This window comes from Peribacillus loiseleuriae, from assembly GCF_001183985.1.
Classification (GTDB): domain Bacteria; phylum Bacillota; class Bacilli; order Bacillales; family DSM-1321; genus Peribacillus; species Peribacillus loiseleuriae.
In genome coordinates, this window is record NZ_LFZW01000001.1 from 3466782 (window position 1) to 3492796 (window position 26015).

The following is a 26015-nucleotide window of genomic DNA, read 5'->3' on the forward strand; positions in this document are numbered from 1 at the left end:
CACAACCTTTATTATTAATCCTTTTTTGTGCTACAGGATGGGACCTTCATGGCAAATGGTGATTAACGCCATATTTGTTTTGTATAAAGTGAAACTCCCATCAGTGGGGCTTTTACGGGCAGTTTGTCTCCCACCTACCTTCTTTGTTCCTAATAAGCTTGAAGTCGGCATCTTGACTTTCCGTTAATGTGGGATAAAAAATCAAAAAGAGGCTAGACACCGAAAATACCATGGCCTACCCTCTTTTTGAAACTCACTTTATTTTTTTGGCGTTGTGTCATCCATTTTTAATACAGCCATAAATGCTTCTTGAGGCACTTCAACAGATCCAACTTGTTTCATCCGTTTTTTACCTTCTTTTTGCTTATCAAGAAGTTTACGTTTACGAGAGATGTCACCACCATAACATTTTGCAAGAACGTTTTTCCTCATGGCACTAATCGTAGAACGAGCAACAATTTTCTGACCGATTGCCGCTTGAATTGGCACTTCAAATTGCTGTCTTGGGATCAGCTTCTTTAATTTTTCAACAATGACTTTCCCACGTTCATATGCAAAATCATTGTGAACAATAAAGCTTAATGCATCGACATTCTCTGCATTGAGTAAAATATCCATCTTCACTAGCTTAGATGGTTTATAGCCGATTAATTCATAATCAAAAGATGCATAGCCTCTTGTATTTGATTTCAATTGATCAAAGAAATCATACACAATCTCCGAAAGTGGTATCTCATAATTGATACTGACGCGTGTTTCATCTAAATACTGCATGTCGATGAAATTTCCGCGTTTGTTTTGACAAAGCTCCATAATGGTGCCGACAAATTCCGTTGGTGCCATCATCGATGCTTTTACATAAGGCTCTTCAACATGTTCAATTTTTTGTGCTTCCGGCATATTAGCCGGGTTATCGATTTGTAGCTGAGTCCCATCTGTCATAATGACCTCGTAAATAACACTCGGCGCAGTCGTAATTAAATCAATTTTAAATTCACGTTCAATCCGTTCTTGAATGATTTCCATATGAAGCAATCCTAAGAAACCACAACGGAAACCAAATCCAAGCGCTTGTGATGACTCAGGTTCGAATTGTAGTGCTGAGTCATTCAATTCAAGCTTTTCGAGAGCATCACGCAAATCGTTAAATTTCGATGAATCAATTGGATACAGGCCACAATACACCATTGGATTAAGCTTACGGTAGCCAGGAAGCGCTTCAGTCGCACCATTCTTGGCATTCGTAATCGTATCCCCAACTCGTGTATCGCCCACATGCTTAATGGCCGCTGATAAAAAGCCTACATCCCCGATATTCAGCTCATCAACAAGTTGAGATTTCGGTGAAAAGACGCCAACTTCTGTTACGTCGAACTCCTTGCCTGTCGCCATCATTTTTACTCGATCGCCTACTTTTACTGAACCGTCAATAACACGGATATAAGCAACAACACCACGATAGGCATCATATACGGAGTCAAAAATCAGCGCTTTAAGCGGAGCATCTGGATCTCCTTGTGGTGCTGGAACTAATTCAACAACTTGCTCTAGAATATCCTCAATACCAATACCAGCTTTAGCAGAAGCAAGAACCGCATCTGATGCATCAAGCCCGATTACTTCCTCAATTTCATTTCTGACCCGTTCAGGATCAGCACTTGGTAAATCAATCTTATTAATAACAGGAATAATTTCAAGATTATTATCTAATGCCAAATACACATTAGCAAGCGTCTGTGCTTCAATCCCTTGCGCAGCATCGACAACAAGCACAGCACCTTCACACGCTGCTAAGCTTCGGGAAACTTCGTATGTAAAATCGACGTGCCCTGGTGTATCAATTAAATGGAAAATATACTCTTCTCCATCCCTCGCGTTATACTTTAATTGTACTGCGTTCAATTTAATCGTGATTCCACGCTCACGCTCTAAATCCATCGAATCGAGCAATTGACTCTTCATTTCACGTTGCTGCAAGGCATTCGTCTTTTCCAAAATACGATCTGCCAACGTCGATTTCCCATGGTCTATATGAGCAATGATGGAAAAATTTCTAATTTTAGATTGTCTTTTTAATCTTTCTTCTCTATTCATCACGTTCACTCCTACTTCTCGACACAAATACACTGTTTTACATTATAACAAGAGAAAAAGCAAGATTCAAGGAAAAGCGGAAGTGCCTTGCTCAGCTTGCGAAGAAAATAGGGATTGACCCACGAAGGCGCTCTTTGCCTTCTTGGGGCGATCATCTTTTTCACAGCAAGCTAGGCGCTGGAGCTGGACAGTAGGAAAAGCGGAGGCGCCTTGGTCAGCTTGCGAATTTCGCTCAGGCGCGTAAATCTCAAATCTCGCTCGAAAAGGATCCATTCTGGCGCGATTGTATGCTATTTTGGCACGCAAATTCAATTTTTGGATCGCAAAGCTTGAAAAAGGAGGTTGGGTCAATGGAATTTGAATTGGTGGTTGACTAATTTTTAGCGAATTCTCTCATCTGGCTCCGTCTTTTTCCGTTCTTGTATCAAAAGAACCAAGTTCAGGCAATAACCTTCACTTGGTTCCAATGCAATTTATTAGAGATCCGAAATCAATTGAAATACTTTTTTAAAAACACTAGAAACGGCATCACTTATTCCTCTCCCTACCGATGAGAAAAAATTATAAGCTTTCATTTCTTCAAGCTTTTCTTTTTTCTTGGCTAAATCATGACTCGTGACCGTTTCTCCAAGAATGGACGCATGAATGTCCCCCTTATCAGACTCTGTAACCGTGAAAGCATTATAGAGGGAAGGGTCATCGTAGCCTTTCATTTTTTTCATGCCCGTATTCGCTTGCTGCATGCCGAGCAACACTCCGAAGAACAAGACTAGGACAATTATGAAACATTTAAAAGAAAATCGAAGCACGGATGACACTCCTCCCTATTATTTTTTCTCCGTAACCGGTACACTGACTTCCTTCGCATCCCAGTAAAATTCACTAAAAACATTGGCAAAAGCATCAATGGTTAAATACATTTCTTCAAATGTATTGTCAACGCCACCCACTTCAATTAACATCGCATTTGCAGAGAGATCTTGATTATAGACGCCATTTTGCCCTTTGCCACCTTGCTTCAAAACTCCCCTTGATAATCCAGGATACTTTTTCTCAATAGCATGATGGAGCTTTGTTGCTAACTCAATATTCTTCTCAGGGTTTGGATTATTCGAACCAATCACAAAAGCAATTTTGGCGTATTGTTTCCCATTAATCGTAATGGTCGTATTATTTTTTCTTTTAGAATCACGATGAATATCAATTAAATAGTCTAAATCACGATTAGTTTCCATCGCACTTACAGCGATCGAGCGTGATTCCTGATAAGACTTTGTATAGCTCAGTCCCTTTTTATTAAGATTAGCCTGTATATCTGTTTTTTCAAGAGAAGAACCAATTCCTTTACTTTCTAAATCCTGAAGCAGTTTCGAACCTAGCTTGGTGATATTGATTTGTGAATGATAGGCTAGATTCGGATTTGTGACACCTTTTAAGTACGGTAAAAACGACTCCCTATTATGTGAATTGTATATATACACAACCTTTTTTCCATCCGTCGTCATTGCAGGAGTTTGTACTGGCTCTTTTGTCGGTTCTACTATCCCTCCCAAATTCTGTGTCGCCGCTTCTCGTTCCTCATTCAAAACATCATTGGGTGGCGAGGATTCATATGGCATATTCGTATAATTCGTCCCTTCACCCGCTACCAAAATCTCACTGTCAAAAATTGAAAAACCAGGAAGCTCACGACCAAGAAGGCTACGCGGATCATCTAATGATATATTGGCTGATAGTTTTAAAACTTGCTGAGTGATTTTGGGACTTGACTTCCCTTCAGGCAATGCTGAAAAAAAATAATGATTTTCATTTGCTAGTAGTGAATACAACATTTTCCCTGAAATTTGATCGGTCATTGCATTCACAGATTCCGAGGAAAGTCGATATTCAGGACGCAAAGAAGTCATAACCCCAATGATTGAAAATAGCAAAACCATCATGACGAGAACGGACAAAAACCCTTTTATAATGGTAGATCCATGGACAACTGTGATTATTCCGCCAGATCGGTCTCTTTTCATTTTTCCACCCTCTCTATTGCTTGTCTCATATAAATATGACTTTAATAGAAAGAGTAGAACTATCAGTTACAAGGATGCTTTCTACCTTGTGTAATATCCTGTGTTGTCTTGATTAATGGACTCATGTAGCGCGGCGTTTAACCCATTTGCAATCAGATTCGCCATATCTTCTATAAACACATCGACCTCTTTTGGCGTTACCATTAGATTATGGCCAATGGGCGATAACACCTCGTAAATAAGCTTTCGCTTCTCGTCATCTGGCAATGTACCAACGATGCCAAGGAAGGTTTGCCGATGCGATTCGTCCGGTAAATCCTCTTCTGTCAGCTTCTTCTTTTTGCCAAAGCTAAAGCCTGCTGGTGCTAGAGCTCTTGATGGCTGATCTCCCTCTCTCAACTCTTTCCCAAAATGCTTTAAAATATAATCAATCGTATCACTTGTAATCGATACCGCATCGACTACAGTCGGAACGCCAATTGCAATAACCGGAATACCAAGCGTATCCTGACTCAACTCTTTCCGCTTGTTCCCAACACCAGAGCCTGGATGGATGCCTGTATCGGTAATCTGAATAGTAGAGTTCACTCTCTCAATTGAACTCGCGGCTAGGGCATCTATGACAATTAGAAAGTCTGGCTTGCTTTTATCAATCACTCCTTGAATAATATCGCTCGTTTCAATCCCAGTAATCCCCATAACACCAGGAGCAACTCCACTCACTGGCCGAAATCCTTCCTCAACAGATTCTGGCTGCAATTCGAATAAATGCCTTGTAATAACTAAATTCTCAACCACTGCAGGTCCTAATGCATCAGGAGTCACATTCCAATTTCCAAGACCGACAACGAGACAGCTGCTTTCTTTGGAAATATTTCTTGCCTGTAAAAATTGCGCCAGTTCGTAAGCAAACACCTTCTCTACCATTTGTTGTGTTTCTGTATCCTGCTGGCGAATTCCTTGCACTTCAATCGTTAAATAACTTCCCTTTTTCTTACCAATTTGCTCGGCTCCTTTCTCTGTCACTTCTACAAGGGAAATTTTTAAATCATTCTTATTTTTTTCTTTGATAATCACTCCTTCAATTTTTGAAATATTTTTCTCACTTGAAACCCCTTTGTGAGCTGCTGCTAATGCAGTAGCTTCCACTGCAAGATCCGTTCTTATAGAAAACTGGCTTAAATCCAAATTCTTTTCCATATTGACCTCCGTTATTTGTAATGGTAGTTATCCTAAGAAGAATTATATTTGTTTTAAAGAAGTTTGGTGTTTTGACCTAACGCCTAGCTTCTTTTAAAAAATATATGCGTACGTATGCTTTCCCAGAGTCTATTACCTTTTATTAGGTAATTACCCAAGGAGGTTCCGCTTTTCTTATTACCATTCTGCTAATATTTCTTTTTTATTATTCATTTTTTTGGTACAATACTCTATAACGAGATAAAGTTTGCTTTTAGCTACAATTATTCCTCTTGAAGAGTATTGCATTATAGGAAGCATTCTGATAAAATATCACTTGTGCTATTTAAGTATAGAACTGATAAGTCGAGTTCATATAATCTCGATTTCTTAATGTAGGAGGTGAACGGAATGCCAAATATTAAATCTGCTATTAAACGCGTGAAAACAAACGATTCTAAACGCGTTCAAAACGCTACTGTAAAATCTACAATGCGTACAACTATTAAAAACGCTGAAGCTGCTCTAGCAGGCGACAACGCTGCAACTGCAAAAGAAGCTCTTTTAATAGCTGCTAAAAAATTAGACAAAGCTGCATCTAAAGGATTAATCCATAAAAATGCGGCAGCCCGTAAAAAATCTCGTTTAACGAAAAGGCTTAATGCTTTAAACGCTTAATCAACAAACGAATGAACGATCCCCTGGATCGTTTTTTTACAGGCAAAAAAGGTGTCCGTTCATACGGACACCTTTTTTCACTTTTTCAGCAAAAGCCAAGTCAACGCTTCGTATCATTTAAGAATCAGCCCATTTTCAACATTAACAGTTCAAGTGTAATTGCTTTATCGCTTTGTCCTGTCTTCATTTTATAATCCGCTTCAGCGAGCTCATGCATAATCGTCATCAATTCACTTTCACCGAATTTCCCGGTCTTTTCAAGAGCCAACTTCACTCGATACGGGTGGATTTTCATGGAACTAGCGATTTTTTGCTGGCTGTAGCCTTGTCTTGCCAATTCTTTTACCTGATAAAGAAGGCGTACTTGCCCAGCCATTACGCTCAGTATTTTAATCGGTTCTTCATTTTGGCGCAGCAAGTCATGTAAAATAATAATGGCTCTTTCAATTTTCCGCTGCAGTAAATGATCTACTAGTGTGAAAATATTTTGTTCTAATGATTTCGCCACTAATTTTTCTACAATCGCTGCATCAATTCTTTTTTCTTCACCTACATACATGGCCATTTTATCTAGTTCATTCGTTAACATCATTAAATTTGTCCCAGCTAACTCAAGCAACAAATCAATTGCTTGCTCATCTATTTGAACGTGAGACACCGCTGCTCTATCTCTGATCCACACTTTTAGCTCATGCTCGTTCAACTTCTTCGCTTCAACAACTACGGCCTTACGTTTCAGTTCTTTTGTGATTTTCTTCCGTTCATCCAGTTTCTCATACGGTGCCGCAATTACTAAAATTGAATAAGGTACAGGATCAGCTAAGTATGCTTCCAATCGTTTTACATCATGCTCAACCTTTTGTTTTTTATCACCAGCTGTCAAAAAGAAAGGGTTTTGAACAAAAACAAGTCGACGCTCACCAATAAACGGCAGTGTTTCTGCATCCTCTAACGCTGTTTCTATCGTTGTTTCTTCAAGATCATATTGTGAGAAATTGAAATCAATTTCATCTCCCAAAAGAGCATGCTGCATTAAAAGCTGCTTCGTTTCATTGATCAAATAAGATTCTGTTCCAACTAATAAGTAAATTGGCGCAAATTGCTTCTTTTTAATACTTTTCCAAACATCTACTACCAAGGAATACCGCCTCTTTTTATGTAATCTCCCTCTTATCGTATAGATAACAAGAGACTTTGACAAGCTATTTAATAGTGTACATAAGTAAGTAGAGAGATTAGCGTGGATGCAACTAGGACCGCTTCCGAGAAATAGCCTTACACAATGAATGAGTATGCTTCTTTTTTTAAAAATTTTCCCGAACTTTAGGGAAATGGCCTCGTGTTGACCAATTCCCCACTTTATATAAACGCTGTTAAGTAAGTCCCCGGGTTTAACTTTCTCTTCAGCGGTATTTGGTACATGATAATTTGTCAAGCGCTTTTCTGTGCTTTGTACATTTATTTTAGCCCCTTAAGCCAAAACTATTTGTGACAACTCTTGTCAGTATAGGAAGTTGATTTTCTACAAAAGAACGTATTACTCCGTATCAGTTCTTACTAGCGGCTAATCCCGAATTACTAATGAAAGATATCTGAAACAATTTCATTAAATTCCATATTCTGAAAATGGTGTCCTAGATTTTTCCCATGTAATCGCTTATACTATTAGAGAAATAGGAGGGGTATAAATGAACGAATTTGAAAAAAATTTGCAACCTAGATCAAACGATGTAAATGACTCTGCAATAGGATTCATCGCTTCATTTGTGTTTTTTGCCGTTATTTTCGGAATTGCTGTAACCGTTCAGGTTATTGGTTCTTAATCTGCACTACATAACAGCTTTCCAAACAGGCACAAAGACTGGGACTGCGTTTAGCAGTTCCTTTTTTTGTTGTAAAAGCAATTCGTTTTCTTATATACTCCATCCTATGGTAGCGCTGTGGAAAAGGTTCCATTTCGTTTTTGATAATACTGATATGAAACTGCTCCATTTAGGTCTGTTCTATAGACGTATATTCCTGAATTACTTAATGTTTCTAACACTTGTTGATGCGGATGACCGTATCGATTATTCACTCCAGCTGATATGACAGCTATTTTCGGCTTCAGACTCTCGATGAATGCGACAGAAGAAGATGTTTTACTTCCGTGATGACCAGCCTTTAATATGTCAACGACTAATCCGGGATATTCCTGAATCAACTCTTGTTCACCTTGCTCTCCAAAATCACCAGTGAACAACCAGCTTCCCCCACCCATTTCCGCATACAAAACAATCGATGATTCATTCATGTCTTCCTCTGGCCGATATGGATTCAAAACGTAAAATGCAGCATCTCCCACTGACCAGCGATCCCCGCGTTTCACAGACGTAACCTCACTCCCCGTCTTTAAGGCTGTTTGTATAAACTCCTTATTTTTATATAATTCCTCACTGCCACCGCCTATTAAAATTTTCTTCACATTGATATTCTTAACAATATCATCCGCACTTCCGATATGATCTGCATCCGGATGGGTCAAAATAAGCAGATCGAGGGCATGGATTCCTTTGCTTTTTAAAAAAGGGATCACAGTATCCTCTCCGGTTGAATATGCTTTTCGCCTCTGCTTCCACGCCTCCTGTTCAAAGCTGATACTACCGCCTGTGTCAATTAAATAATTTCCCTCGTTAAAAGGCAGCTTAATGAAAATCGAATCGCCCTGACCAATATCAATGAAGGTCACTTCCCCATATGGAGACAGCTTCTGGATATTATATTGCAATAAAAGCAAGAGAATCAGTATAAGAAATAAAATCTTTGTTTTTCGGTGATCATCCAAATCCCACACTGCAAACAATGCAAGAACCACGACAACTATCAACAAAAGCATGAAGAAAGCAGGCTTTCCGAAGCTAATATAAGCAAATGGTAAGTCCGCTGTAAACCCCGCTATCGCATTACATAAAATAAAGCTTTTATTTAGAAAAAATAGCAAAAATTCACCAATCTGGTTAATCAGAAGATGTAAGAACAATACAATAATCGAAGACGGCAAGAGGACTACAGAATAGATTGGTATAAACATCACATTCAAAAGCACACCGATTAATGAAAACTCAAAAAAGTGAAACAGTAAAATCGGAATGGCGGCAAACTGACATAGAATACTGGAAACAAGGAGTAAAACGAGTTGATTTTGAATTCGTCCAAAAATCCCTAGCGACATGATAATGGCAAAAGCAACAGAAAAGGAAAGCTGAAAGCCAATATTGTAGAGATGGTTCGGATCATATAATAAAAGGAGTAAATAAATACTGGAAATCGTTTCAGTAGTAGAAATACGCTTTTTGAAAAAAGAAAGTAGAAAGAAAAGCATCGCCATAAAGCAGGCACGTAGAACAGAAGGGCTTGCACCGGAGAGGATGATATACATCGGCAAAAATAGAAGTAGGACAAGAGACATCTTTTCTCGTGTTATCCCAACCCGGATACCAAGAAAAAAAATCATGCCTGTTAAAAAACTAACATGTAATCCTGAAATAGCTAGCAAGTGAACAATGCCCAAACGCTGATAGTCTTTTAGCTCTTCCTCATCAATCAACTTCTGATCTCCAAATAGGAGGGCATTCACATAACCACTTGACTCTTCTGGAAAATGCTCATTTACATAGGATATCCCCTTATTTCTAAAATCCTGAATAGCTTGCTTTGCAGTGTGTTTTTTTAACATGCATTTCGTAAATTGAATCGAATCCGCTTTAAGAACCCAATGAATACCTTGTCTTTTTAAATACAACTGATAGTCAAAACTATTAAAATTACGCATCCCACTAGGTACTTCAAGAACACCTTGCATAGGGCAGGACAAAGCAATTTTTAGATGTTTTTGCAGGTCTATTTTCTCAGACTCAGAAGAAATTTTATACCGTAGCTGGAGCTTTTCGTTATGGTTAGCTGTCACAAAGCCCTTCATCATATCTCCATCAATGTCGATTGAATCCGTAAAAGTAATCATGAAGTTTGTTTCCATACCTGAAAATTCCGTACGGTTCTTTTTGTCAGAAATAGTAGCACTGAGGAAAAATAGCAGAATGACAATAAGGTGAAGAGCTAAGATTTTGCTGGGGATTTGAAAATAAAGGAAAGCATAATAGATGATCGCGCAAACAAGCCATTCCCACCCGAAATAAGTGAAAGCTGTTACGCCAAATGTGGCAGACACGGCAGCAAATATGAGTTGTTTCGTCATAAGACCTCCTTCAACTTAAAAGAAGAAGACTAAAAAGGGGGCTGCTTCACACAAAATGACCCATATCCTTTAGATTAGATGTGAGGTCTGCCCCTTTAATGTTTTTAGTCAATCTCCATCTGTTTTTAATAAAAATAGTCGTTCTGCCCGTTTCTGAAGTTCATTCACCTGGTCAATCGAACTGCCAGCTTCTGAAAGTGCGGTTAATAAATCAGAAACAAGCTTTTGTTTTTCCTGACCTTTTAGGTCCATCATTTCCTCTGTTAAAACCTGTTCTACTTTAACACCAGCCTGGTCGAAAAGTTCAATAGCGTAAGGATGATTTTTATAGTTTTCCGCATAATAAACCGCTTTGATTCCCGCTTGTATTAATGATTTGCAGCATTGCAAGCAAGGAAAGTGTGTGACATATATTTCAGCGCCTTCAGTCGGTACACCGAACTTGGCACATTGTAACACTGCATTCATCTCCGCATGAATCGTCCTGACACAATGATTATCAATCACATAGCAGCCATCATCGATGCAGTGCGTCCCCCCTGCAATTGAACCATTATATCCACCAGCAATGATTCGTTTATCACGAACAATCGTTGCACCAACGGCTAATCGCGTGCACGTGCTTCTTAATGCTAGTAACTGACTTTGAGCCATAAAATATTGATTCCAACTTATTCGATTCAAAATACATTCCCCTTTTTCACTTAAATTCCGACATTGTCTACATTTTACCTTCTCTTCCCCAATTTGAATAGCTGATTATTTTACCTTTATTGAATCCTTTAATTTTTCAAACGTCTTGTCACCGATTCCTGATATCTTTTTCAAATCTTCCACACTCTGAAACTTTCCGGTTTTTTCGCGATAGTCGATGATACTGAGCGCCTTTGATGGGCCAATACCCGTTAATGTTTCCAACTCCGCTTGTGTAGCCGTATTCAGATTGATTTTTCCGTCGGACGAACCACCTGAAGATGTCACTGGCGCTAACCCACTTTCATCACCAATTCTTGGCACAAGAATGACCATTTGATCTTCTACAACTTGTGCTAAGTTCACTTGATCTTTATCCGCTTCTTTTGTAAAGTCACCAGCATCTGCAATAAGATCAATCACTCGATCTCCTGCAGCGGCGATATAGACGCCCGGACGGTTAACCGCTCCTTTTACATCTACTTTAATGATCTCCTCCCTTTCTATCTCATTCTTCGGCTCTAACGGCTCATCAAATACACCGCCCCCATCAGAAAAAATATCTGCCGTTGCCTTAGGTTCCGGCTTTGAAGTTTGATAATAAGCAAAACCGAGTAGTAAAGTAATTCCTGTTGCTATTCCCATAATTATTTTCTTTTTTCCTTGAAAGTCCATTGAAATCACCCTTCATATTAATTTTCGTCATAACCAAGCAATTGGTATCATAGAGTTTAGGAGAAGTTCCGTTTAGTAGGAGGTGGCTCATTTGAAAATCGGTGTAATCGGAACGGGAAATATGGGGACTGTTTTACTTGAATCATGGCTGGAAGCAAAAGCAATCACAGAAGTAGATCTCATCATCACGAACCGCACGCTAACAAAAGCACTCGCTATCCAGTATCATTATAAAGGCGTAACCGTGGTGAATACCGCGGCTGATGTAGCAAGAAATGCTGATGCAATCTTTGTCTGTGTAAAGCCTTTGGAGGTTTTGCGGGTACTTCAAACCATCAAGCCTTATATAAACGAAGACAAGTGTGTGATCTCGATTACAAGTCCAATCTCAGTCGATCAGCTCGAATCTCAATTGGATTGTTCTTGCGCCCGCTTCATCCCAAGTATTACAAATCGTGCTCTTTCTGGTGTATCATTACTCAGCTTCGGAAGCCAATGTCAAAGCGTTTGGAAAGAAACCATTACCGCATTAGCAAATAGCATGTCAGAAGCAGTGATTATTGAAAATGAAATAACACGGGCTGCATCTGACATTGTCAGCTGCGGGCCGGCATTTTTCACGTATTTAGCAAGAAAATTTATCGACGGGGCTGTTCAAACAACAAAAATAGACGAAAAAACGGCAAGTGTTTTAACAGAAAACATGTTAATCGGCTTAGGGGACCTTCTTAGGAAAGGCATCTACACTTTACCAACGTTACAAGATAAAGTATGTGTAAAAGGTGGAATTACTGGTGAAGGAATAAAAATACTTGAAGCAGAAACAGGGGAGATGTTCGAGCAGCTTTTCAAAGCAACAAACGAGAAGTTCACAGAAGACATCGAAGAAGTGGAAAAACAATTTAGGACTCCTTATTAATATTCGCAATAGAATGCAGAAATCCTTTTCTTATTTTTAAATTTTTTTACAAAACAAATATGGCGTTAAAACGCCACCATTTATCATGAAGGATCTATCATTAAGCACGCTATACTCGCCTAATCACAATGGTGGCGGTGCGGAGCCCGATTTTGAAATACTTTCTTAATTAAGAAGATATACCTGCAAAGTATATTGACTATATTAAAAAGTCACGAAGCTCCGTCCCCATGTCCTTCATACAAAAAAAGGGTCAGACCCCACATCTACTAAAATCGTTTATATGACGTGTACACGACACACTAAACGGTGGATAGAGTGTGAGGTCAGACCCCTTTTCATCATTTATTTCTTCTTAGCTACAAAAAGAATCCGCTCGGTTTGATCGTGAATCGGTTCATTCTCTAAGTCTGATAACAGCTCAAGTACTTCAAAACCGCATTCCGCAAGCTTTTCTTGATAGAAAGAAACTGGATATGTGCGTTGATAATGATATTCATCAAAGCGATCATACAGACCATTTTCAGGATCTCGGACAAAGAAGCTTAGATCATGTTCGACGCTATACGGTTCTTCCCCTGCATAACATTCCCAAATATACGAAACCTCTTCATCGCTTATCGCAAAGGTTTGGTTTTGAAAAACATGCTCCATTTTATAGGTGGAATGGATATCAAATAAAAACAAGCCATCCTGTTTCAGATGAGCATGAACAGAGTCAAATGTTTTCTGTACATCTGCTTCCTCACGAAGATAATTTAAAGAATCACAAAAAAGGGTTACACAATCATAAACGCCAAGCCCCTCAAGCTGAGCCATATTTTGCTGATAAAACGGAATGGAACGTCCTAGTAATGCTGCTTTCTCATTGGCAATCGCAAGCATTTCCTCTGATAAGTCCACTCCTGCAACATGAAAGCCTAGCTTTGCCAGTTCTACTGTAAATTCTCCTGTACCACATGCAAGATCGAGTACGTTTTTGCCACTCGCGCCGTACTGGGTCATTTTTGCTAGTAAGAGCTCAAGCCATTTCTCATAAGGAGCATCCTTCATCAGTTCATCATACACATAGGCGAAGCGTTCATAACTCATTGGCTTAATTCGCTTTGCAAGTTCTCGATTGGAGCATCTCCCCATAGACGTTCAAGATTGTAGTACCCTCTTTCATCACGATGGAATACGTGAGCAATTACATCTCCTAGGTCAACAAGGATCCATTTTGCTTCGTCAAAGCCTTCCATACGCTTTACTTGTATCCCATTTTCTTCAGCCTTTTCTTTCATTTCACGAGCAATCGCTTGGACTTGCTTATCAGAATTACCATGGCAAATTAGAAAATAATCGGCAATCAGAGAGATTCCTTTCATATTTAATGCAAGAATGTCCTCTGCGCGTTTATCATCAGCAGCCGTTGCCGCTGTTATTAATAGTTCTCTTTCAGTCATCAAATCTTCTCCCTCTTATAGTGGTCGTTCAAAAAGGCCAGTAAAAAGCTTATGAATTGCATCAAAGCTCTAACCTCACAAGTTCTCGGCTCTTTTTAGCTTCCTTTTGAACACTCACTTATGTTATAAAATTAAATCATTATAAAAATGAAACGTATCCGGATACACCGCTTGATTATTTTTTATCAAAAATGTAAGAGTATTAGATACGGATTGTAGTAACGCCGAATCCAAACTTTCTTTCGCCAACTGCCGGACTTCTTCCACACCAGGAAAAGAACGCCCCGGTTCAATATAATCCGCTAAATAGACAATCTTGTCAAGTAGCGTCATATTCACCCTACCTGAAGTGTGATAAGAAATAGCAGCTAACACCTCCGGGTCGGTGATGCCCACTTCTTTTTTCACAAGGTAGGCACCAACTGGAGCATGAAGCAGCTCATCGCTGTATTCAAGTAACTCAGAAGGCATGTTCTCAGAGATTACGATGTCCCTCATTTCTTCTATTGGGCGGAATTTCGCATAATCATGAAATATTGCAGCGAGTTCAGCTTTTGTCACATCTGCTCCGTACTGTCTAGCAAGTTCAATCGCCGTTTCCATAACACCGACTGTATGCACGTATCTTCGTTCTGTCAGCTGTTTCTTTACGATTTCCAGTGCTTCCTCACGTTTCATACGACCCATTCCCTTCCATATATTCCCACACTTGATCAGGAACTAAATAACGAATGGTTTTCCTTTGCTTGACCCGTTCCCTGATTAAAGAGGATGAAATAAGCATCTCAGGAATATCTACTATCTCAACAGGATAATGTGTAGAAACCTCATACCCTGGCCGCTTGACGCCAACAAAGGTAACAAGCTCAACCAGCTCATCAATTCGATGCCAGTTTGGTAAATATTCAATCATATCTGCACCAATGATAAAGTAAAATTCTGTATTCGGCTCACGATCTAAGAGGACTTGTATCGTATCAAACGTATAAGACGTACCTTTTCGTTCTAACTCGATCGTTTCTAGTAAAAATGACGGGTGAGAGTCAATCGCAAGCTTAAGCATTGCAACACGATCATCATCCGGAACATCGTCTGTTTTTATTTTATGCGGCGGTGTGTAATTGGGCATAAATCTGATTTCATCCAGTTTTAATGCATCTAGCACCTCGTTCGCAATAATCAGGTGGGCAATATGTGGCGGGTTAAATGTACCGCCAAGGATTCCGACCTTTTTCATACTCAAGGCAGCTTGATTTGTTTATTTTCTCTAGATTCTTTGTACAACACAATCGTATTTCCAATGATTTGTACAAGCTCTGCACGCGCTCCCTTTGATAGAGCAACACCAACATCATCTCGGTCTTCATCACAGTTTTGCAGAACACTCACTTTGATTAATTCCCGAACTTCTAATGCTTCACCAATCTGTTTAATCAGATTGGCATTGACGCCACCTTTCCCAACTTGAAAAATCGGATTAAGATGATGTGCCTTTGCACGTAAAAATCGTTTTTGTTTACCTGTAAGCATTTATTTTCCTCCTAATGTCGTTCGCATGATGTTTTTCATTCTTGTTGTATCCGGAGTAATCCCTGTCCAGATTTGAAAAGCTAAAGCAGCCTGATAGACCAACATGTCCAATCCGTTTTGAACGTCAGCACCTTTTTGCTTTGCTTCTTTTAACAGCTTTGTTTCCAGTGGGTTATATATAATATCACTCACAAACGAACCCTCTGATAAATTTCGAATGCTAAATGGCATTGCATCCTGATGGGGACTCATTCCAGCAGAGGTCGTTTGAATAATCACATCATATTCTGCTAGCTTCTCTTCTGCCTGTACGAGCGTTAGAGCAGCTGATTGTTTCTCAAATGGACAATCCGCTATTAGCGCTTCCGCCTTTTCTAAAGTCCGATTCGTTATATCAACGGAGACCGTACCGTGCGAAAGCAGCGTAAAGTAGATGGCACGTGCTGCGCCACCAGCTCCAATTACTAAGATTTTCTTTTCTGTTAGATTTGAGATTTGATCAGATAACGCCTTATAAAAACCCATTGCATCTGTATTATACCCTATATACTTGCCATCTTGATAAGAAACGGTGTTGACTGCACCAATTGTAGCAGCAAGCTCATCTACCTCGTCAAGATAGGGAATAATGGTCGTTTTATGTGGAATGGTGATATTAAAGCCTGCAATACCAATCGCTTTCATTCCTTTTACCGCATCGTTCAAGTTTTCTGGCGTTATATGGAATGGATGATAAATACAATCTAGTTCTTGATGAGCAAAAGCATCGTTTTGAATCGCTGGTGATATCGAATGCGCAATCGGGTCCCCTATAACTCCGTAGATTTTCTTCATCCTTTTCCCCTCATTCTCTCTAGTTTATCTAACTAAAATAAAGTGAAACTTCAATCAGTGGGGTTTTCTTCATCCCCACTGATGGTTATCCCGTTCTAGTGTCGCTAATCCCTTCGCGCAGCATAGATAAAGCGAAACTACGAACTAAGTTCAATGAATCACAGTCTAAATACACAGCATCCTTTAATCTTTCATCTGTGTATCTCACCAATCAGACTTTTACGGAATAAATCCTTTCAATTCCTTTGTTAAATTAATGATTTTCGTAAAATTACATTAACACCCTTTGGAACATGAGCAACAACTCTTGCACCTGGCTCATTAACTGTTACCCAGCCCAGTCCTGAGAAGACAATGTCCATTTTCCCATCTTTGATTGAAAATTCATGAGCGACCAGTTCAGGAAAATCAGCCATACCTTCTCTGCGCGGAGGAGTTAAAAGCTCGCCTGCATGATTTTTATATAATTCATCCGCTTTTTCAAGCTTTGTGCGGTGGATATTCAACTCATTGGACAAATAGCATGTGAAAGAACGGCGACCACCTGATACATAATCCAATCGAGCTAACCCGCCAAAGAATAATGTTTGCTCTTCATTAAGCTGATAAATCTTCGGTTTGATTTCTTTTTTCGGTGTAATGAATTTTAAATCACGCTTATCGACATAGTGCGCCATTTGATGATGATTAATGATGCCTGGTGTATCTATCAATGCTTTTTCATCATCCAGCGGAATTTCAATAATATCAAGCGTCGTTCCAGGGAAGTGAGATGTTGTAATCACATCTTCCTCTCCGCTCACTTGTTTGATTAGTCGATTGATGAATGTTGATTTACCAACGTTTGTACAACCAACAACATAAACATCTTTTCCATTCCGATACTGTTCGATCGCGGATGCTGCTTCTTGGATTTGCTTACCTTTCTCAGCACTTACCAATAACACATCTACTGGATTTAATCCAAGCTCCCTAGCAGACTCCTTCATCCAGTGAATCAATCGATTATGCTTTACCGATTTCGGTAACAGGTCTACTTTATTGCCAATCAATAGGACATCATTAGACCCGACAAAGCGATGTAACCCAGGTAGCCAACTGCCATTAAAATCAAAAATATCTACGATTTTCACGATTAATGAATCGGTTTGACCTACTTGATTCAATATTTTTAAAAAATCATCATCTGTCAGAGAAACATCCTGAACTTCATTATAATGTTTCAATTTAAAACAGCGTTGGCAAATAATCATTTCTTTATCCAAAGCTGACTTAGGCGTATATCCCAAAGCTTGCGGGTCTTCGATTTGCACTTTCACTCCACAACCGATACAAGCTAGTTCTTCCTCGTGCATTAATTCTGATCGTTCCATTCTATCATTCCTTTTCTTCTGAAAAATGCCAAAATCCGTCTTTCAATTTTTCGGTTAAATTTCGTCCAGAAACCATCTGTCTGTACAACCGGCACGACAAGAATCGTATGAAAACCGCCTCTGTTTCCGCCCAGCACATCCGTCATCAACTGATCGCCAATCACTACGGCCTCTTCTCGCTTAATTCCCATTTGCTCAACCGCTCTGCGAAAAGATCTTCTCATCGGCTTACGTGCAAGAGAAATAAACGGGATCTGAAGGGGATCAGAAAATGATTTCACTCTCGTTTCATTATTATTCGATACAATGGTGACTAAAATCCCGTGATCGCGCATGGAATCGAACCACTCAATTAATTTAGGCGTGGCAGAAGGCCTGTCCCATTCCACAAGGGTATTATCTAAATCTGTAACAATCCCCTTTATGCCTTTTTTCTTCAAGTCTTCAGGCTTTATCTCAAAAATGCTTTTCACATGTTCATTTGGTAAAAATAATTTAAGCATGATTCACCTCAATCATCTCTCTTGAATTACTGTTCAACTTTTTTCTTGCCATCACTACATATTTCCAAAGAAATCACGTTCTCTTCTTTAGTCTTGCCGTAAAGTTCCATCATAATATAAAAAAGCAGCTCTGGAAAGCAGCAAACCTAATGAATTTCTCTATTGCATGACGATTTACTTTCCGTCCATCCTATTCATATTTTACGTATATTCCTAAAAACATTTCGACAATTTCTTCATTTATTTTCATTGTGGATAAAGTTATACACATTATCCCCTTAGAACCGCACACCAAACAATCATTTATAAACAAAGTACCCACAACTTATCCACGCCCATTGTGGATAACAAGAACGATTGTTCTCGATTTCCTTTTCTGGTAAGGTATGACTATACCATAGATCACTTACCACTATATGCATGTGAAATAATTTTTATTCCTAGGAAAAAAATTGGAGGTGACCTGCCTTAGGGCATGCCAATGAATAAACTATCAGATGATTTATTAATCGAAGCTTATTTCAAAGCCATAAAACTGAAGTTAGGTTCAGACTTTATCACTTTAATCGAAACAGAAATCCAACGAAGATCGTTAACCCACAAAATTAGAGGTTCGTTAGCATAATAGATACAAAGGATGTTTCAAAGAAGGTCTGACCTCACGCTCTATACGCAGTTTCTTGTGTCATTTACACTTCATATGAGCAAGGTATAGTAGAGTTGGGGGCTGACCCTTTCGTTACGGGACGCCCTCTTCTCATCTCATTATCGTCCCAATTCGTTCTCCAACCTTCACTTCTTTTGGAACAATCAAATCTTCTTGTAATTCGAAACTTCCTTTTTCAAAAAGCAGCACAACCGTTGAACCAAAGCTGAAATAAGCAAATTCCTGACCTTTTTTTAATTGATTAGCTTCGTCTGATATGACGATGGAGTTCACAAACATCGCACCTACCTTTACAACGGCTACATGCGATGAATGATGCTGGACCTCGGTGATATTTCGATAATTCTTGGATAAAGGAGCACGGCCATATTGCATGCCCAGCCGATTAACTGGATAGGATTTCTCCCCTTTAATCCACCGTTTCGTAACATCTCCTGATATGGGTGCATGAATACGATGATAATGGCTCGGACTTAAGTAGAGGACGGCAAAGCTTCCACCAACATACTTCACGAAAACAGCTGCGTCATCTAGCATTTCCTCGATTGAATACGTTTTTCCTTTGACCACAATCGCTTTATCCTCAGTGATTAAACCATACTCACTGAAAACCCCATCCACAGGACTAACGACAGAATTGGGTTCAGTATCAATCACTCTTACTCCCTTTTTTAGCCTTCGCGTAAATAAATCATGAAGAGTGGGATAAGTTGTAACATTCTGCTCACTTTCCTGCTGATTAATTTGAAAGATTTTCACATAAGAAGGAATAACCGCACGGCTCTTTGTAGATTGACTAAATTTCCGCAAAGCACCTGAAGTAATTCTTCCATTTGTTAACTCAATAAATAGACGATATAAAGATTGATACAAATACAACACACCACCGTTTGTTAAATAATAGAAATTACTCTTGCATAAATTGTACCAGAAATAATATGATTATATAATCAATACTTATTAAAAATACAGGAAGGGAGTGAATGAATTGTTTTTCCTGCATGCTTTGGATCTTACGTTAAAAAAATTGAAAGCACAAACGGCAAATATTATCACCCTTCTAAATTTATCGCTTGGCGGATTTGCCATTATAGCTCTTTTAACAAATCAGTTGAACCTTAGTCTTCTTTTAATCTTTCTAGCCGCTTTCGCTGACCGCTTCGATGGAATGATTGCAAGAAAATTTAATATTGAATCGGCGTTAGGCAAACAACTCGACTCTATGTGTGATATTATCTCATTTGGCGTTGCTCCAGCCCTACTTCTATATCAAGGAATCATTTTTGAATTTGGAGCACCAGGCAGTTTCTTCACTGTTTTTTATATTGGTTGCGGAGCTTTTAGGCTAGCTCGTTTTAATATTAGTGAAAACAATGGCTATTTTACCGGATTGCCGATTACGGTAGCTGGGTGCCTATTGACATTAAGCTTCCTCGTGGTTCAGCACGCCCCGCCCGTATTTTTCTTATTCTTCATGATTATATTATCTTTACTCATGATCAGTCCATTTAAACTTAAAAAAGTCTAGAACAATATTAAGAGGTTGTTCAAAAAGTCCGGTAAAAAAGCTTGTGAATTGTGTCATCGCTCATGAATGACCTTCTGTTAAAATCGCGCACGTCATGACGCGCAACACAAAAGTCAGTACATCCCGTGCAAGTTCGGTAAAAAACGTTACTGCATACACACGATAGGTTTGAGACGATCGCTCGCAGAACTTCTCGGCTCTTTTTATCCTCCTTTTTGAACACGTACTTCCTTTCTTAATCTTCCTTTCTTAATCATAGAACAAAAGGGCCTGCTCCCGAATTCCGATATACAATTCAAATTTAGCGATATAGCTCTAAACTGTATATAGGATGCGAGGTTAGCCCCTTCTTATGTTACCTTTGTTATGCTTGTTTCACCAACGGATCCGTCAATTCAAAAAATTCCTCAATATCTTTCAAACATGTACCAACAGCATCTTTCCAGAATTCACGCCTTGCTATGTCTACGCCTAAATGTTTGCTTGCCAATTCTTCAACCCGCATTGAACCCGTATCTTTTAGCAGGGCGATATACTTCTCTTCAAACCCTTTCCCTTCTTTTTGCGCTTTCGCATAAATGCCTAGCGAGAATAAATATCCGAATGTGTAAGGGAAATTATAAAACGGAACGCTCGTAATATAGAAATGAAGCTTGGATGCCCAGAATGTCGGGTGATATTCACTTAATGCCTCTCCATACGCTTCTTTTTGGGCATCAATCATCAAATCATTCAGTTTAGCACTACTTACCATACCTTGTTTTCGTTCCTCGTAAAAACGTGTCTCAAATAGAAAACGCGCATGAATATTCATTAATAAAGCAACAGTACGCTGAATTTTGTCTTCCAAAAGAGAAATACGTTCCTCCTCAGACTTTGCTTCTTTTACGGAAGCATCCGCGACAATCATTTCAGCAAATGTAGAAGCCGTTTCCGCAACATTCATCGCATACGCGCGGTTTAATGTATGTGTATCTTTTAGCGCATATGAATGGAAGGCATGTCCCAATTCATGAGCTAAGGTTGATATATTAGATGGCGTTCCGGAATACGTCATGAAAATCCGGGATTGACCAGATACAGGAAACCCCGTGCAAAATCCACCTGGGCGTTTATTCGGACGATCTTCCGCTTCGATCCATCCTTCTTCAAACGCTTTTTTCGTAAAGCCCTCTAACTCACTGCTAAACTTCCCAAAATGCTTTAGAATAAATTCAGCACCTTCCTGATAACTCATGACACTCGTTTCAGCAGAAGTTGTAATTGGTGCATCCATGTCAGACCAGCTTAATTTTTCGACACCGAGCAGTTCTGCTTTTCGTTTCAGGAATCGGACAAGCGGCTCTTTATGTTCCGCTATCACGGACCACATACTATCCAATGTTTCTTTTGACATCCGATTTATTTCGAGTGGTTCTTTATGTACGTCTTTCCAGCCTCGCTTTTCGTAAACACTTAAGCGAAATCCAGCAAGATGGTTTAACGCTTTAGCCAATATCTCGCTATGTTCTTCCCAAGCATGTTCCCATGCAGCAAAAATGCGCTTGCGTACATCTTGATTAGGATCTGAAAATTTATTAGCTGCCTGCCCTACAGATAATTGCTTCATTTTCCCATTTTCCTCAAATGGGATGTGAATCGTACTGACAATCGTATCATACAGTTGGCTCCAGCCATGATATCCGTCCACTGCCAATGCATTAATTAATGATTCTTCTTCTACCGAAAGCTTCTCCATCGCACGCTCACGACGTTCATTCAGTATGTATTTTAATTCTTTTAACGGTTCTTTTTTTAGTACGTTTTGGAAAAACTCCTCATCCAGAGCGACAAGTTTCTGATCGAACTTCGTTAATGCATTCTGGAAGATGGCACTTTGCTTCGTTATTTGACCACGTAATTCATTCGCTTTCTTATCTTTAACATCTTGCGCCTCTAGGCAGCTAACAAACGCTCCTGCTTGACGCATTTTTTTACCGGATTGTTCAAATAATTCCATAGCACTTTCAAGCAAATGCTGATCCTGTTCTACAGATTTCACCTTCCAGCCACTTACTAAAGTATCAAATTCGCCTACATCTATTCGTAATTGATCCAAAAAAGCGGCGAATTCCTGTGAAGCGCTTCCACCCTTAAAAAACACATCTATATCCCAAGTTAACGGATATGCCATAGACCCAACCTCCTTCTTTTTGATACTTCCATTATAGAGAATTTTCCAGAATTATTCTAACTTAAAGGTGGAATTTTGCCACTACATGACATATTTTAGTGAAAAGTGCCGATATTCACTTAAACCTTCTTATGGAAATTGTCTATTTTTCTTTCTAGCATTCATGAAAAATCGTGGTATGATAGTTATTATTCAAAAGGAAAAGGGGGGTGGGTTACAGTGAAAAGATTATCCGTACTCATACTCGCCTTGATTTTACTCGGAAGCATTCAACATTCTGCAGCTAGTAAAATCCATGGGGGACTCACAGCACCCAGCCTTTTCACACACAAGCATTTCAAAATGGTTGAAGAAGACACCACAGTAGCTGCCGAAGTTCAGATTGAAGCAATGCAGTTTATACCTGATTTCAGCTTAATAGATCTTGCTGCAGTTGTTCTACTCATACTGACGATGTTTCTCTACAGCATATCCTTTATTAAGCTCGTACGACGGCATATCCTACACGGTCCCGTCTTTTACAGATCGAATTATCTCATTTTAACTCCTTCATTTTTTATTAGATAAAATAAAAAAAGAGGGAGTGGACGAAATGGTATTTCGTTTCATTATGATAGCTCTATTTTCATTGACCGCATCTAGATTATTCCTTTATCAAGGCACTGAAATCTACCATGCCATCGTTGAAATGTTTAAAACCAAATAAACGAGCTACAGAGCGTGAAGTAAATGCTTCACGCTCTGTTTATTTTTTATGTTATACATCAAATGTTCTAAATACCAACAAGCACCAACAGCTTATCTTCATTTATCCGCCGCGTCGTTTCTCTTTTTCTGCTCGGTAAAACTCATGAAACATTTTCATCAACGCCCGCTTTTCGATTCGTGATACATAGCTTCTTGAAATATTCAGTTCTTTGGCAATTTCCCGCTGTGTCTTTTCCTTTTTTAAATCCAACCCAAACCGACCGACAATCACTTCTTTTTCACGTTCATCTAAAATATCGATATATTTTTTCACCTTTTCAATTTCCATATTCAACTGTATCGTATCGATGACATCTTCTGACTCAGACTTCAGTACATCAATTAAACTAATTTCATTTCCTTCTTTATCCTGGCCAATTGGATCATGAAGCGATACATCTTTTTTCGTTTTCTTCGTAGCTCGTAAATGCATGAGTATTTCATTCTCAATACAACGTGCCGCATAAGTCGCAAGCTTCGTTCCTTTTCCATCTGAATAGCTTTCGATTGCTTTGATTAATCCAATCGTGCCGATGGAAATAAGGTCTTCCGTATCTTCACCCGTATTTTCAAATTTTTTGACAATATGGGCGACGAGCCTTAAGTTATGCTCAATCAACATATTACGTGCCTGGGCGTCTCCCTCGGCCATAAGCTTTAAGTATTTGCGTTCATCACTCGCCGATAACGGCTGAGGGAAAGCATTGTTCTTTACGTATGATACGAGCAAATAAAACTCTTTAACCATATAACCTAATGCAGTTAGGATATCCGGCATTTCCACACCTCCAGAGTTTCTCGTCATTCGCCTATATCTAATGATTATGCATGAAGGGACGTCTTTGTGTCTGTACACTTTAATTTCACTTCTGTTACAGCCATACTATGAGACGTCCCATCGTTTTCGATAATGGGCATCCCCCCATACATCTTGGCTTCATGAAGCATACAGTATAAAGGAAAATTCTATCCTAATTGGAGGTGATCTTATGGGGTATGGATTTCCAAGTGGCCCGTACAATTATGGTCCGTATCCTCCGTACGGACCTGGGTTTGGATGCGGAAGTGTAGGTCCAGCCTATGCGCTATTTATCGTTCTTTTGATTCTTCTCTTAATCTTTGGATTCTGGTGGTTTGTTAGTTGTGGACCTCTTGTCTGTTAATGAAAAAGGAGCAAATGCATCGATGCATTTGCTCCTTTTCTTTAAAGTAAGGGTCAGACCTCCCATCTACTATCTATCGTTTGTGTGACATCTAAATAACACAATAAACGGGGATTAGTGTGAGATCAGACCCTACAAGAATTTTAATCAGAGTCCACTGTTCCTTCTGTTGCAATTACAATCCCAATAACAGTTATGACTACTAGTATCATTATTGTCGAAAACATGGCATACACTCCTTTTACCTGCCTCATTTAAAAGTACCATGTTTTCCTTTAGCAGAACGGTGACAATTATGAACAAATTTCATCTAAACGATGGCAAAATTGTGAATGGATTTTACATTCATTTGACTATTCGTTTGCTAAAAATGAATCCCAATTGTAAATCTCCTCGTTTTTTTAAGCACCTCATTATACATTTAGTTTTGCAGAGCCTGTTTTAAGTCATCAATTAAATCTTCAGCATCTTCAATACCGACCGAGATACGAATAAGTCCATCTGTAATATTTAATTCAGCTCGCCGATCAGCCGGAATGGAGGCATGTGTCATAAGGGCTGGAATGGAAATCAAGCTTTCCACAGCACCAAGGCTTTCAGCAAGGGTAAAATATTTCACTTTACTTAGTACATCTGCCGCTTTTTTTGCACTGCCGACATCAAAGGATACCATACCGCCAAAGCCGCGCGCTTGCTTCTTGGCAATTTCATGGTTTGGATGGCTTTCAATACCTGGGTAATAGACTTTCGATACTGCTTCATGTTCAAGCAGGAAGTTAACGATTTGTTTCGTATTCTTTTCCGTTTCTTCCATACGAAGCCCGAGTGTTTTGATGCCGCGAATTAATAACCATGAATCCTGAGGCCCCAGAACGCCTCCTGTTGAGTTTTGAACAAAATGAAGTTCCTCCCCAAGCTTTTCATCATTCACAATGGCAAGACCAGCTACAACGTCACTATGACCGCCAATATACTTGGTCGCACTATGAAGCACGATATCCGCCCCAAGTGTAATCGGATTTTGCCAATACGGTGTGCTAAAGGTATTGTCTACAATCGTAAGCAAGCCATGTTTCTTCGCGATATTCGCTACCCCTTCAATATCGGTAATTTTCAAAGTAGGATTTGTTGGCGTTTCTAAGAATAAAGCTTTTGTATTTTCTTTGATATTTTCTTCAATGGAATCTAGATCACTTGTATTGATGAATGTTGCTTCTAAGCCAAAACGATTTAATACTTTCGTGATGACACGGTAACTTCCCCCATATACATCATCCGTGAGTAGCACGTGGTCCCCTTGATTGAACAGCATCATAACCGCAGTCATTGCCGCCATCCCGGAACCGAATGCAAACCCGCGCTTTCCTTCCTCTAGGTCACTAATTAATTCTTCTAGGGCATGACGCGTCGGATTGCCTGTACGTGAATATTCATAACCACGATGATTTCCCGGACCATCTTGTTTGTATGTGCTCACTTGATAGATGGGAACAGAAACGGCTCCTGTCTGTTCATCTCCAAAAATGCCTCCGTGAATTAACTGTGTCTTTTTTTTCATC

Annotated in this window: 27 protein-coding genes; 7 read left to right on the forward strand and 20 right to left on the reverse strand. The window is 39.3% G+C overall.

Annotated elements, in window-relative coordinates:
• Nucleotides 1–258: 258 nt before the first annotated feature.
• The 4 genes from lepA to gpr form a co-directional block, all read right to left on the reverse strand.
• On the reverse strand, nt 259–2094 hold the full coding sequence (gene lepA / locus AC625_RS16145; RefSeq protein ID WP_049682211.1) for a translation elongation factor 4: 1836 nt from the start codon (nt 2092–2094) through the stop codon (nt 259–261).
• Between the two features lie 476 nt (nt 2095–2570).
• Nucleotides 2571–2903, reverse strand: coding sequence for a YqxA family protein (locus tag AC625_RS16150; RefSeq protein ID WP_049682212.1), 333 nt, complete (start codon nt 2901–2903; stop codon nt 2571–2573).
• 18 nt (nt 2904–2921) lie between these two features.
• Nucleotides 2922–4115, reverse strand: coding sequence for a stage II sporulation protein P (gene spoIIP, locus AC625_RS16155; protein WP_049682213.1), 1194 nt, complete (start codon nt 4113–4115; stop codon nt 2922–2924).
• Nucleotides 4116–4196: 81 nt separating this feature from the next.
• Entirely contained in the window at nt 4197–5315 is a 1119-nt protein-coding gene (gene gpr / locus AC625_RS16160) for a GPR endopeptidase (protein WP_049682214.1), read from the reverse strand.
• Between the two features lie 390 nt (nt 5316–5705).
• Here gpr and rpsT point away from each other — a divergent pair, with 390 nt between their 5' ends.
• A complete protein-coding gene (rpsT, locus tag AC625_RS16165; protein WP_049682215.1) occupies nt 5706–5972 on the forward strand; it encodes a 30S ribosomal protein S20 in 267 nt (88 codons plus the stop codon).
• A gap of 124 nt (nt 5973–6096) precedes the next feature.
• Here the strand turns inward: rpsT and holA are convergent, their stop codons facing one another.
• Nucleotides 6097–7110, reverse strand: coding sequence for a DNA polymerase III subunit delta (gene holA / locus AC625_RS16170; protein ID WP_049682216.1), 1014 nt, complete (start codon nt 7108–7110; stop codon nt 6097–6099).
• 550 nt (nt 7111–7660) lie between these two features.
• On the opposite strand from holA, the gene AC625_RS26010 reads away from it, so the two are divergent.
• Nucleotides 7661–7795: a YqzM family protein gene (locus AC625_RS26010; protein WP_049682217.1), complete on the forward strand. Its 135-nt coding sequence runs from the start codon at nt 7661–7663 to the stop codon at nt 7793–7795.
• 104 nt (nt 7796–7899) lie between these two features.
• Here the strand turns inward: AC625_RS26010 and AC625_RS16180 are convergent, their stop codons facing one another.
• The 3 genes from AC625_RS16180 to AC625_RS16190 all read right to left on the reverse strand — a co-directional run bounded on the left by AC625_RS16180 (nt 7900) and on the right by AC625_RS16190 (nt 11574).
• Nucleotides 7900–10206, reverse strand: coding sequence for a DNA internalization-related competence protein ComEC/Rec2 (locus AC625_RS16180; RefSeq protein WP_049682218.1), 2307 nt, complete (start codon nt 10204–10206; stop codon nt 7900–7902).
• A 108-nt stretch (nt 10207–10314) separates the two neighbouring features.
• Nucleotides 10315–10890 (reverse strand): ComE operon protein 2, encoded by a 576-nt coding sequence (locus tag AC625_RS16185; protein ID WP_049682219.1) that lies wholly within the window; start codon nt 10888–10890, stop codon nt 10315–10317.
• A 75-nt stretch (nt 10891–10965) separates the two neighbouring features.
• Nucleotides 10966–11574 (reverse strand): helix-hairpin-helix domain-containing protein, encoded by a 609-nt coding sequence (locus tag AC625_RS16190; protein WP_053178119.1) that lies wholly within the window; start codon nt 11572–11574, stop codon nt 10966–10968.
• 82 nt (nt 11575–11656) lie between these two features.
• Between AC625_RS16190 and comER the strand changes: the two genes are divergently transcribed.
• Complete coding sequence (gene comER, locus AC625_RS16195; RefSeq protein WP_342670997.1) at nt 11657–12493, forward strand: late competence protein ComER; 837 nt, start codon at nt 11657–11659, stop codon at nt 12491–12493.
• A gap of 345 nt (nt 12494–12838) precedes the next feature.
• Here the strand turns inward: comER and AC625_RS16200 are convergent, their stop codons facing one another.
• The 8 genes from AC625_RS16200 to AC625_RS16235 form a co-directional block, all read right to left on the reverse strand.
• Entirely contained in the window at nt 12839–13585 is a 747-nt protein-coding gene (locus AC625_RS16200) for a class I SAM-dependent DNA methyltransferase (protein WP_049682221.1), read from the reverse strand.
• Nucleotides 13582–13938 carry a ribosome silencing factor gene (rsfS, locus tag AC625_RS16205; RefSeq protein ID WP_049682222.1) on the reverse strand — a complete coding sequence of 119 codons (357 nt, stop codon included), beginning with the start codon at nt 13936–13938 and terminating at the stop codon, nt 13582–13584. Before rsfS ends, AC625_RS16200 begins: the two co-directional genes overlap by 4 nt.
• Nucleotides 13939–14061: 123 nt before the next feature.
• The gene (gene yqeK, locus AC625_RS16210; protein ID WP_049682223.1) at nt 14062–14616 is read right to left on the reverse strand and encodes a bis(5'-nucleosyl)-tetraphosphatase (symmetrical) YqeK; all 555 of its coding nucleotides are present in this window, start codon (nt 14614–14616) and stop codon (nt 14062–14064) included.
• Nucleotides 14606–15175, reverse strand: a complete 570-nt coding sequence (locus tag AC625_RS16215) for a nicotinate-nucleotide adenylyltransferase (RefSeq protein ID WP_049682224.1) — start codon at nt 15173–15175, stop codon at nt 14606–14608. Before AC625_RS16215 ends, yqeK begins: the two co-directional genes overlap by 11 nt.
• Nucleotides 15176–15177: 2 nt before the next feature.
• Nucleotides 15178–15468: a ribosome assembly RNA-binding protein YhbY gene (gene yhbY, locus AC625_RS16220; RefSeq protein WP_049682225.1), complete on the reverse strand. Its 291-nt coding sequence runs from the start codon at nt 15466–15468 to the stop codon at nt 15178–15180.
• Nucleotides 15469–16302, reverse strand: coding sequence for a shikimate dehydrogenase (aroE, locus tag AC625_RS16225; RefSeq protein ID WP_049682226.1), 834 nt, complete (start codon nt 16300–16302; stop codon nt 15469–15471).
• Nucleotides 16303–16550: 248 nt separating this feature from the next.
• Entirely contained in the window at nt 16551–17657 is a 1107-nt protein-coding gene (yqeH, locus tag AC625_RS16230) for a ribosome biogenesis GTPase YqeH (protein WP_049683781.1), read from the reverse strand.
• Nucleotides 17657–18178, reverse strand: a complete 522-nt coding sequence (locus tag AC625_RS16235) for a YqeG family HAD IIIA-type phosphatase (protein WP_049682227.1) — start codon at nt 18176–18178, stop codon at nt 17657–17659. The genes yqeH and AC625_RS16235 overlap by 1 nt, the downstream gene beginning before the upstream one ends.
• Nucleotides 18179–18659: 481 nt before the next feature.
• Here AC625_RS16235 and AC625_RS16240 point away from each other — a divergent pair, with 481 nt between their 5' ends.
• Nucleotides 18660–18803: a sporulation histidine kinase inhibitor Sda gene (locus AC625_RS16240; RefSeq protein WP_049683782.1), complete on the forward strand. Its 144-nt coding sequence runs from the start codon at nt 18660–18662 to the stop codon at nt 18801–18803.
• 132 nt (nt 18804–18935) lie between these two features.
• Here AC625_RS16240 and AC625_RS16245 read toward each other — a convergent pair whose 3' ends face one another.
• Entirely contained in the window at nt 18936–19718 is a 783-nt protein-coding gene (locus AC625_RS16245) for a phosphatidylserine decarboxylase (RefSeq protein ID WP_049682228.1), read from the reverse strand.
• A 115-nt stretch (nt 19719–19833) separates the two neighbouring features.
• On the opposite strand from AC625_RS16245, the gene pssA reads away from it, so the two are divergent.
• Nucleotides 19834–20373 carry a CDP-diacylglycerol--serine O-phosphatidyltransferase gene (pssA, locus tag AC625_RS16250; protein ID WP_049682229.1) on the forward strand — a complete coding sequence of 180 codons (540 nt, stop codon included), beginning with the start codon at nt 19834–19836 and terminating at the stop codon, nt 20371–20373.
• A gap of 364 nt (nt 20374–20737) precedes the next feature.
• Here pssA and AC625_RS16255 read toward each other — a convergent pair whose 3' ends face one another.
• Complete coding sequence (locus AC625_RS16255) at nt 20738–22546, reverse strand: M3 family oligoendopeptidase (protein WP_049682230.1); 1809 nt, start codon at nt 22544–22546, stop codon at nt 20738–20740.
• Nucleotides 22547–22765: 219 nt separating this feature from the next.
• On the opposite strand from AC625_RS16255, the gene AC625_RS16260 reads away from it, so the two are divergent.
• Nucleotides 22766–23113 carry a hypothetical protein gene (locus AC625_RS16260; RefSeq protein ID WP_049682231.1) on the forward strand — a complete coding sequence of 116 codons (348 nt, stop codon included), beginning with the start codon at nt 22766–22768 and terminating at the stop codon, nt 23111–23113.
• Between the two features lie 241 nt (nt 23114–23354).
• Here the strand turns inward: AC625_RS16260 and sigK are convergent, their stop codons facing one another.
• Complete coding sequence (sigK, locus tag AC625_RS16265; RefSeq protein ID WP_049682232.1) at nt 23355–24071, reverse strand: RNA polymerase sporulation sigma factor SigK; 717 nt, start codon at nt 24069–24071, stop codon at nt 23355–23357.
• Between the two features lie 211 nt (nt 24072–24282).
• Here sigK and AC625_RS27315 point away from each other — a divergent pair, with 211 nt between their 5' ends.
• On the forward strand, nt 24283–24456 hold the full coding sequence (locus tag AC625_RS27315) for a hypothetical protein (RefSeq protein ID WP_180320113.1): 174 nt from the start codon (nt 24283–24285) through the stop codon (nt 24454–24456).
• Between the two features lie 421 nt (nt 24457–24877).
• On the opposite strand, the gene AC625_RS16270 is transcribed toward AC625_RS27315, so the two are convergent.
• Nucleotides 24878–26014, reverse strand: a complete 1137-nt coding sequence (locus AC625_RS16270; protein WP_049682233.1) for a bifunctional cystathionine gamma-lyase/homocysteine desulfhydrase — start codon at nt 26012–26014, stop codon at nt 24878–24880.
• Between the last annotated feature and the right edge of the window lies 1 nt (nt 26015).

Coding starts and splice junctions, on each gene's coding strand:
- lepA (WP_049682211.1), bottom strand. CDS start 2,094: ATGAATAGAGAAGAAAGATTAAAAAGACAATCTAAAATTAGAAATTTT.
- spoIIP (WP_049682213.1), bottom strand. CDS start 4,115: ATGAAAAGAGACCGATCTGGCGGAATAATCACAGTTGTCCATGGATCT.
- gpr (WP_049682214.1), bottom strand. CDS start 5,315: ATGGAAAAGAATTTGGATTTAAGCCAGTTTTCTATAAGAACGGATCTT.
- rpsT (WP_049682215.1), top strand. CDS start 5,706: ATGCCAAATATTAAATCTGCTATTAAACGCGTGAAAACAAACGATTCT.
- AC625_RS26010 (WP_049682217.1), top strand. CDS start 7,661: ATGAACGAATTTGAAAAAAATTTGCAACCTAGATCAAACGATGTAAAT.
- AC625_RS16180 (WP_049682218.1), bottom strand. CDS start 10,206: ATGACGAAACAACTCATATTTGCTGCCGTGTCTGCCACATTTGGCGTA.
- AC625_RS16190 (WP_053178119.1), bottom strand. CDS start 11,574: ATGGACTTTCAAGGAAAAAAGAAAATAATTATGGGAATAGCAACAGGA.
- AC625_RS16200 (WP_049682221.1), bottom strand. CDS start 13,585: ATGAGTTATGAACGCTTCGCCTATGTGTATGATGAACTGATGAAGGAT.
- rsfS (WP_049682222.1), bottom strand. CDS start 13,938: ATGACTGAAAGAGAACTATTAATAACAGCGGCAACGGCTGCTGATGAT.
- yqeK (WP_049682223.1), bottom strand. CDS start 14,616: ATGAAACGTGAGGAAGCACTGGAAATCGTAAAGAAACAGCTGACAGAA.
- AC625_RS16215 (WP_049682224.1), bottom strand. CDS start 15,175: ATGAAAAAGGTCGGAATCCTTGGCGGTACATTTAACCCGCCACATATT.
- yhbY (WP_049682225.1), bottom strand. CDS start 15,468: ATGCTTACAGGTAAACAAAAACGATTTTTACGTGCAAAGGCACATCAT.
- aroE (WP_049682226.1), bottom strand. CDS start 16,302: ATGAAGAAAATCTACGGAGTTATAGGGGACCCGATTGCGCATTCGATA.
- yqeH (WP_049683781.1), bottom strand. CDS start 17,657: ATGCACGAGGAAGAACTAGCTTGTATCGGTTGTGGAGTGAAAGTGCAA.
- AC625_RS16235 (WP_049682227.1), bottom strand. CDS start 18,178: ATGCTTAAATTATTTTTACCAAATGAACATGTGAAAAGCATTTTTGAG.
- AC625_RS16240 (WP_049683782.1), top strand. CDS start 18,660: ATGAATAAACTATCAGATGATTTATTAATCGAAGCTTATTTCAAAGCC.
- AC625_RS16255 (WP_049682230.1), bottom strand. CDS start 22,546: ATGGCATATCCGTTAACTTGGGATATAGATGTGTTTTTTAAGGGTGGA.
- sigK (WP_049682232.1), bottom strand. CDS start 24,071: ATGCCGGATATCCTAACTGCATTAGGTTATATGGTTAAAGAGTTTTAT.
- AC625_RS27315 (WP_180320113.1), top strand. CDS start 24,283: ATGGGGTATGGATTTCCAAGTGGCCCGTACAATTATGGTCCGTATCCT.
- AC625_RS16270 (WP_049682233.1), bottom strand. CDS start 26,014: ATGAAAAAAAAGACACAGTTAATTCACGGAGGCATTTTTGGAGATGAA.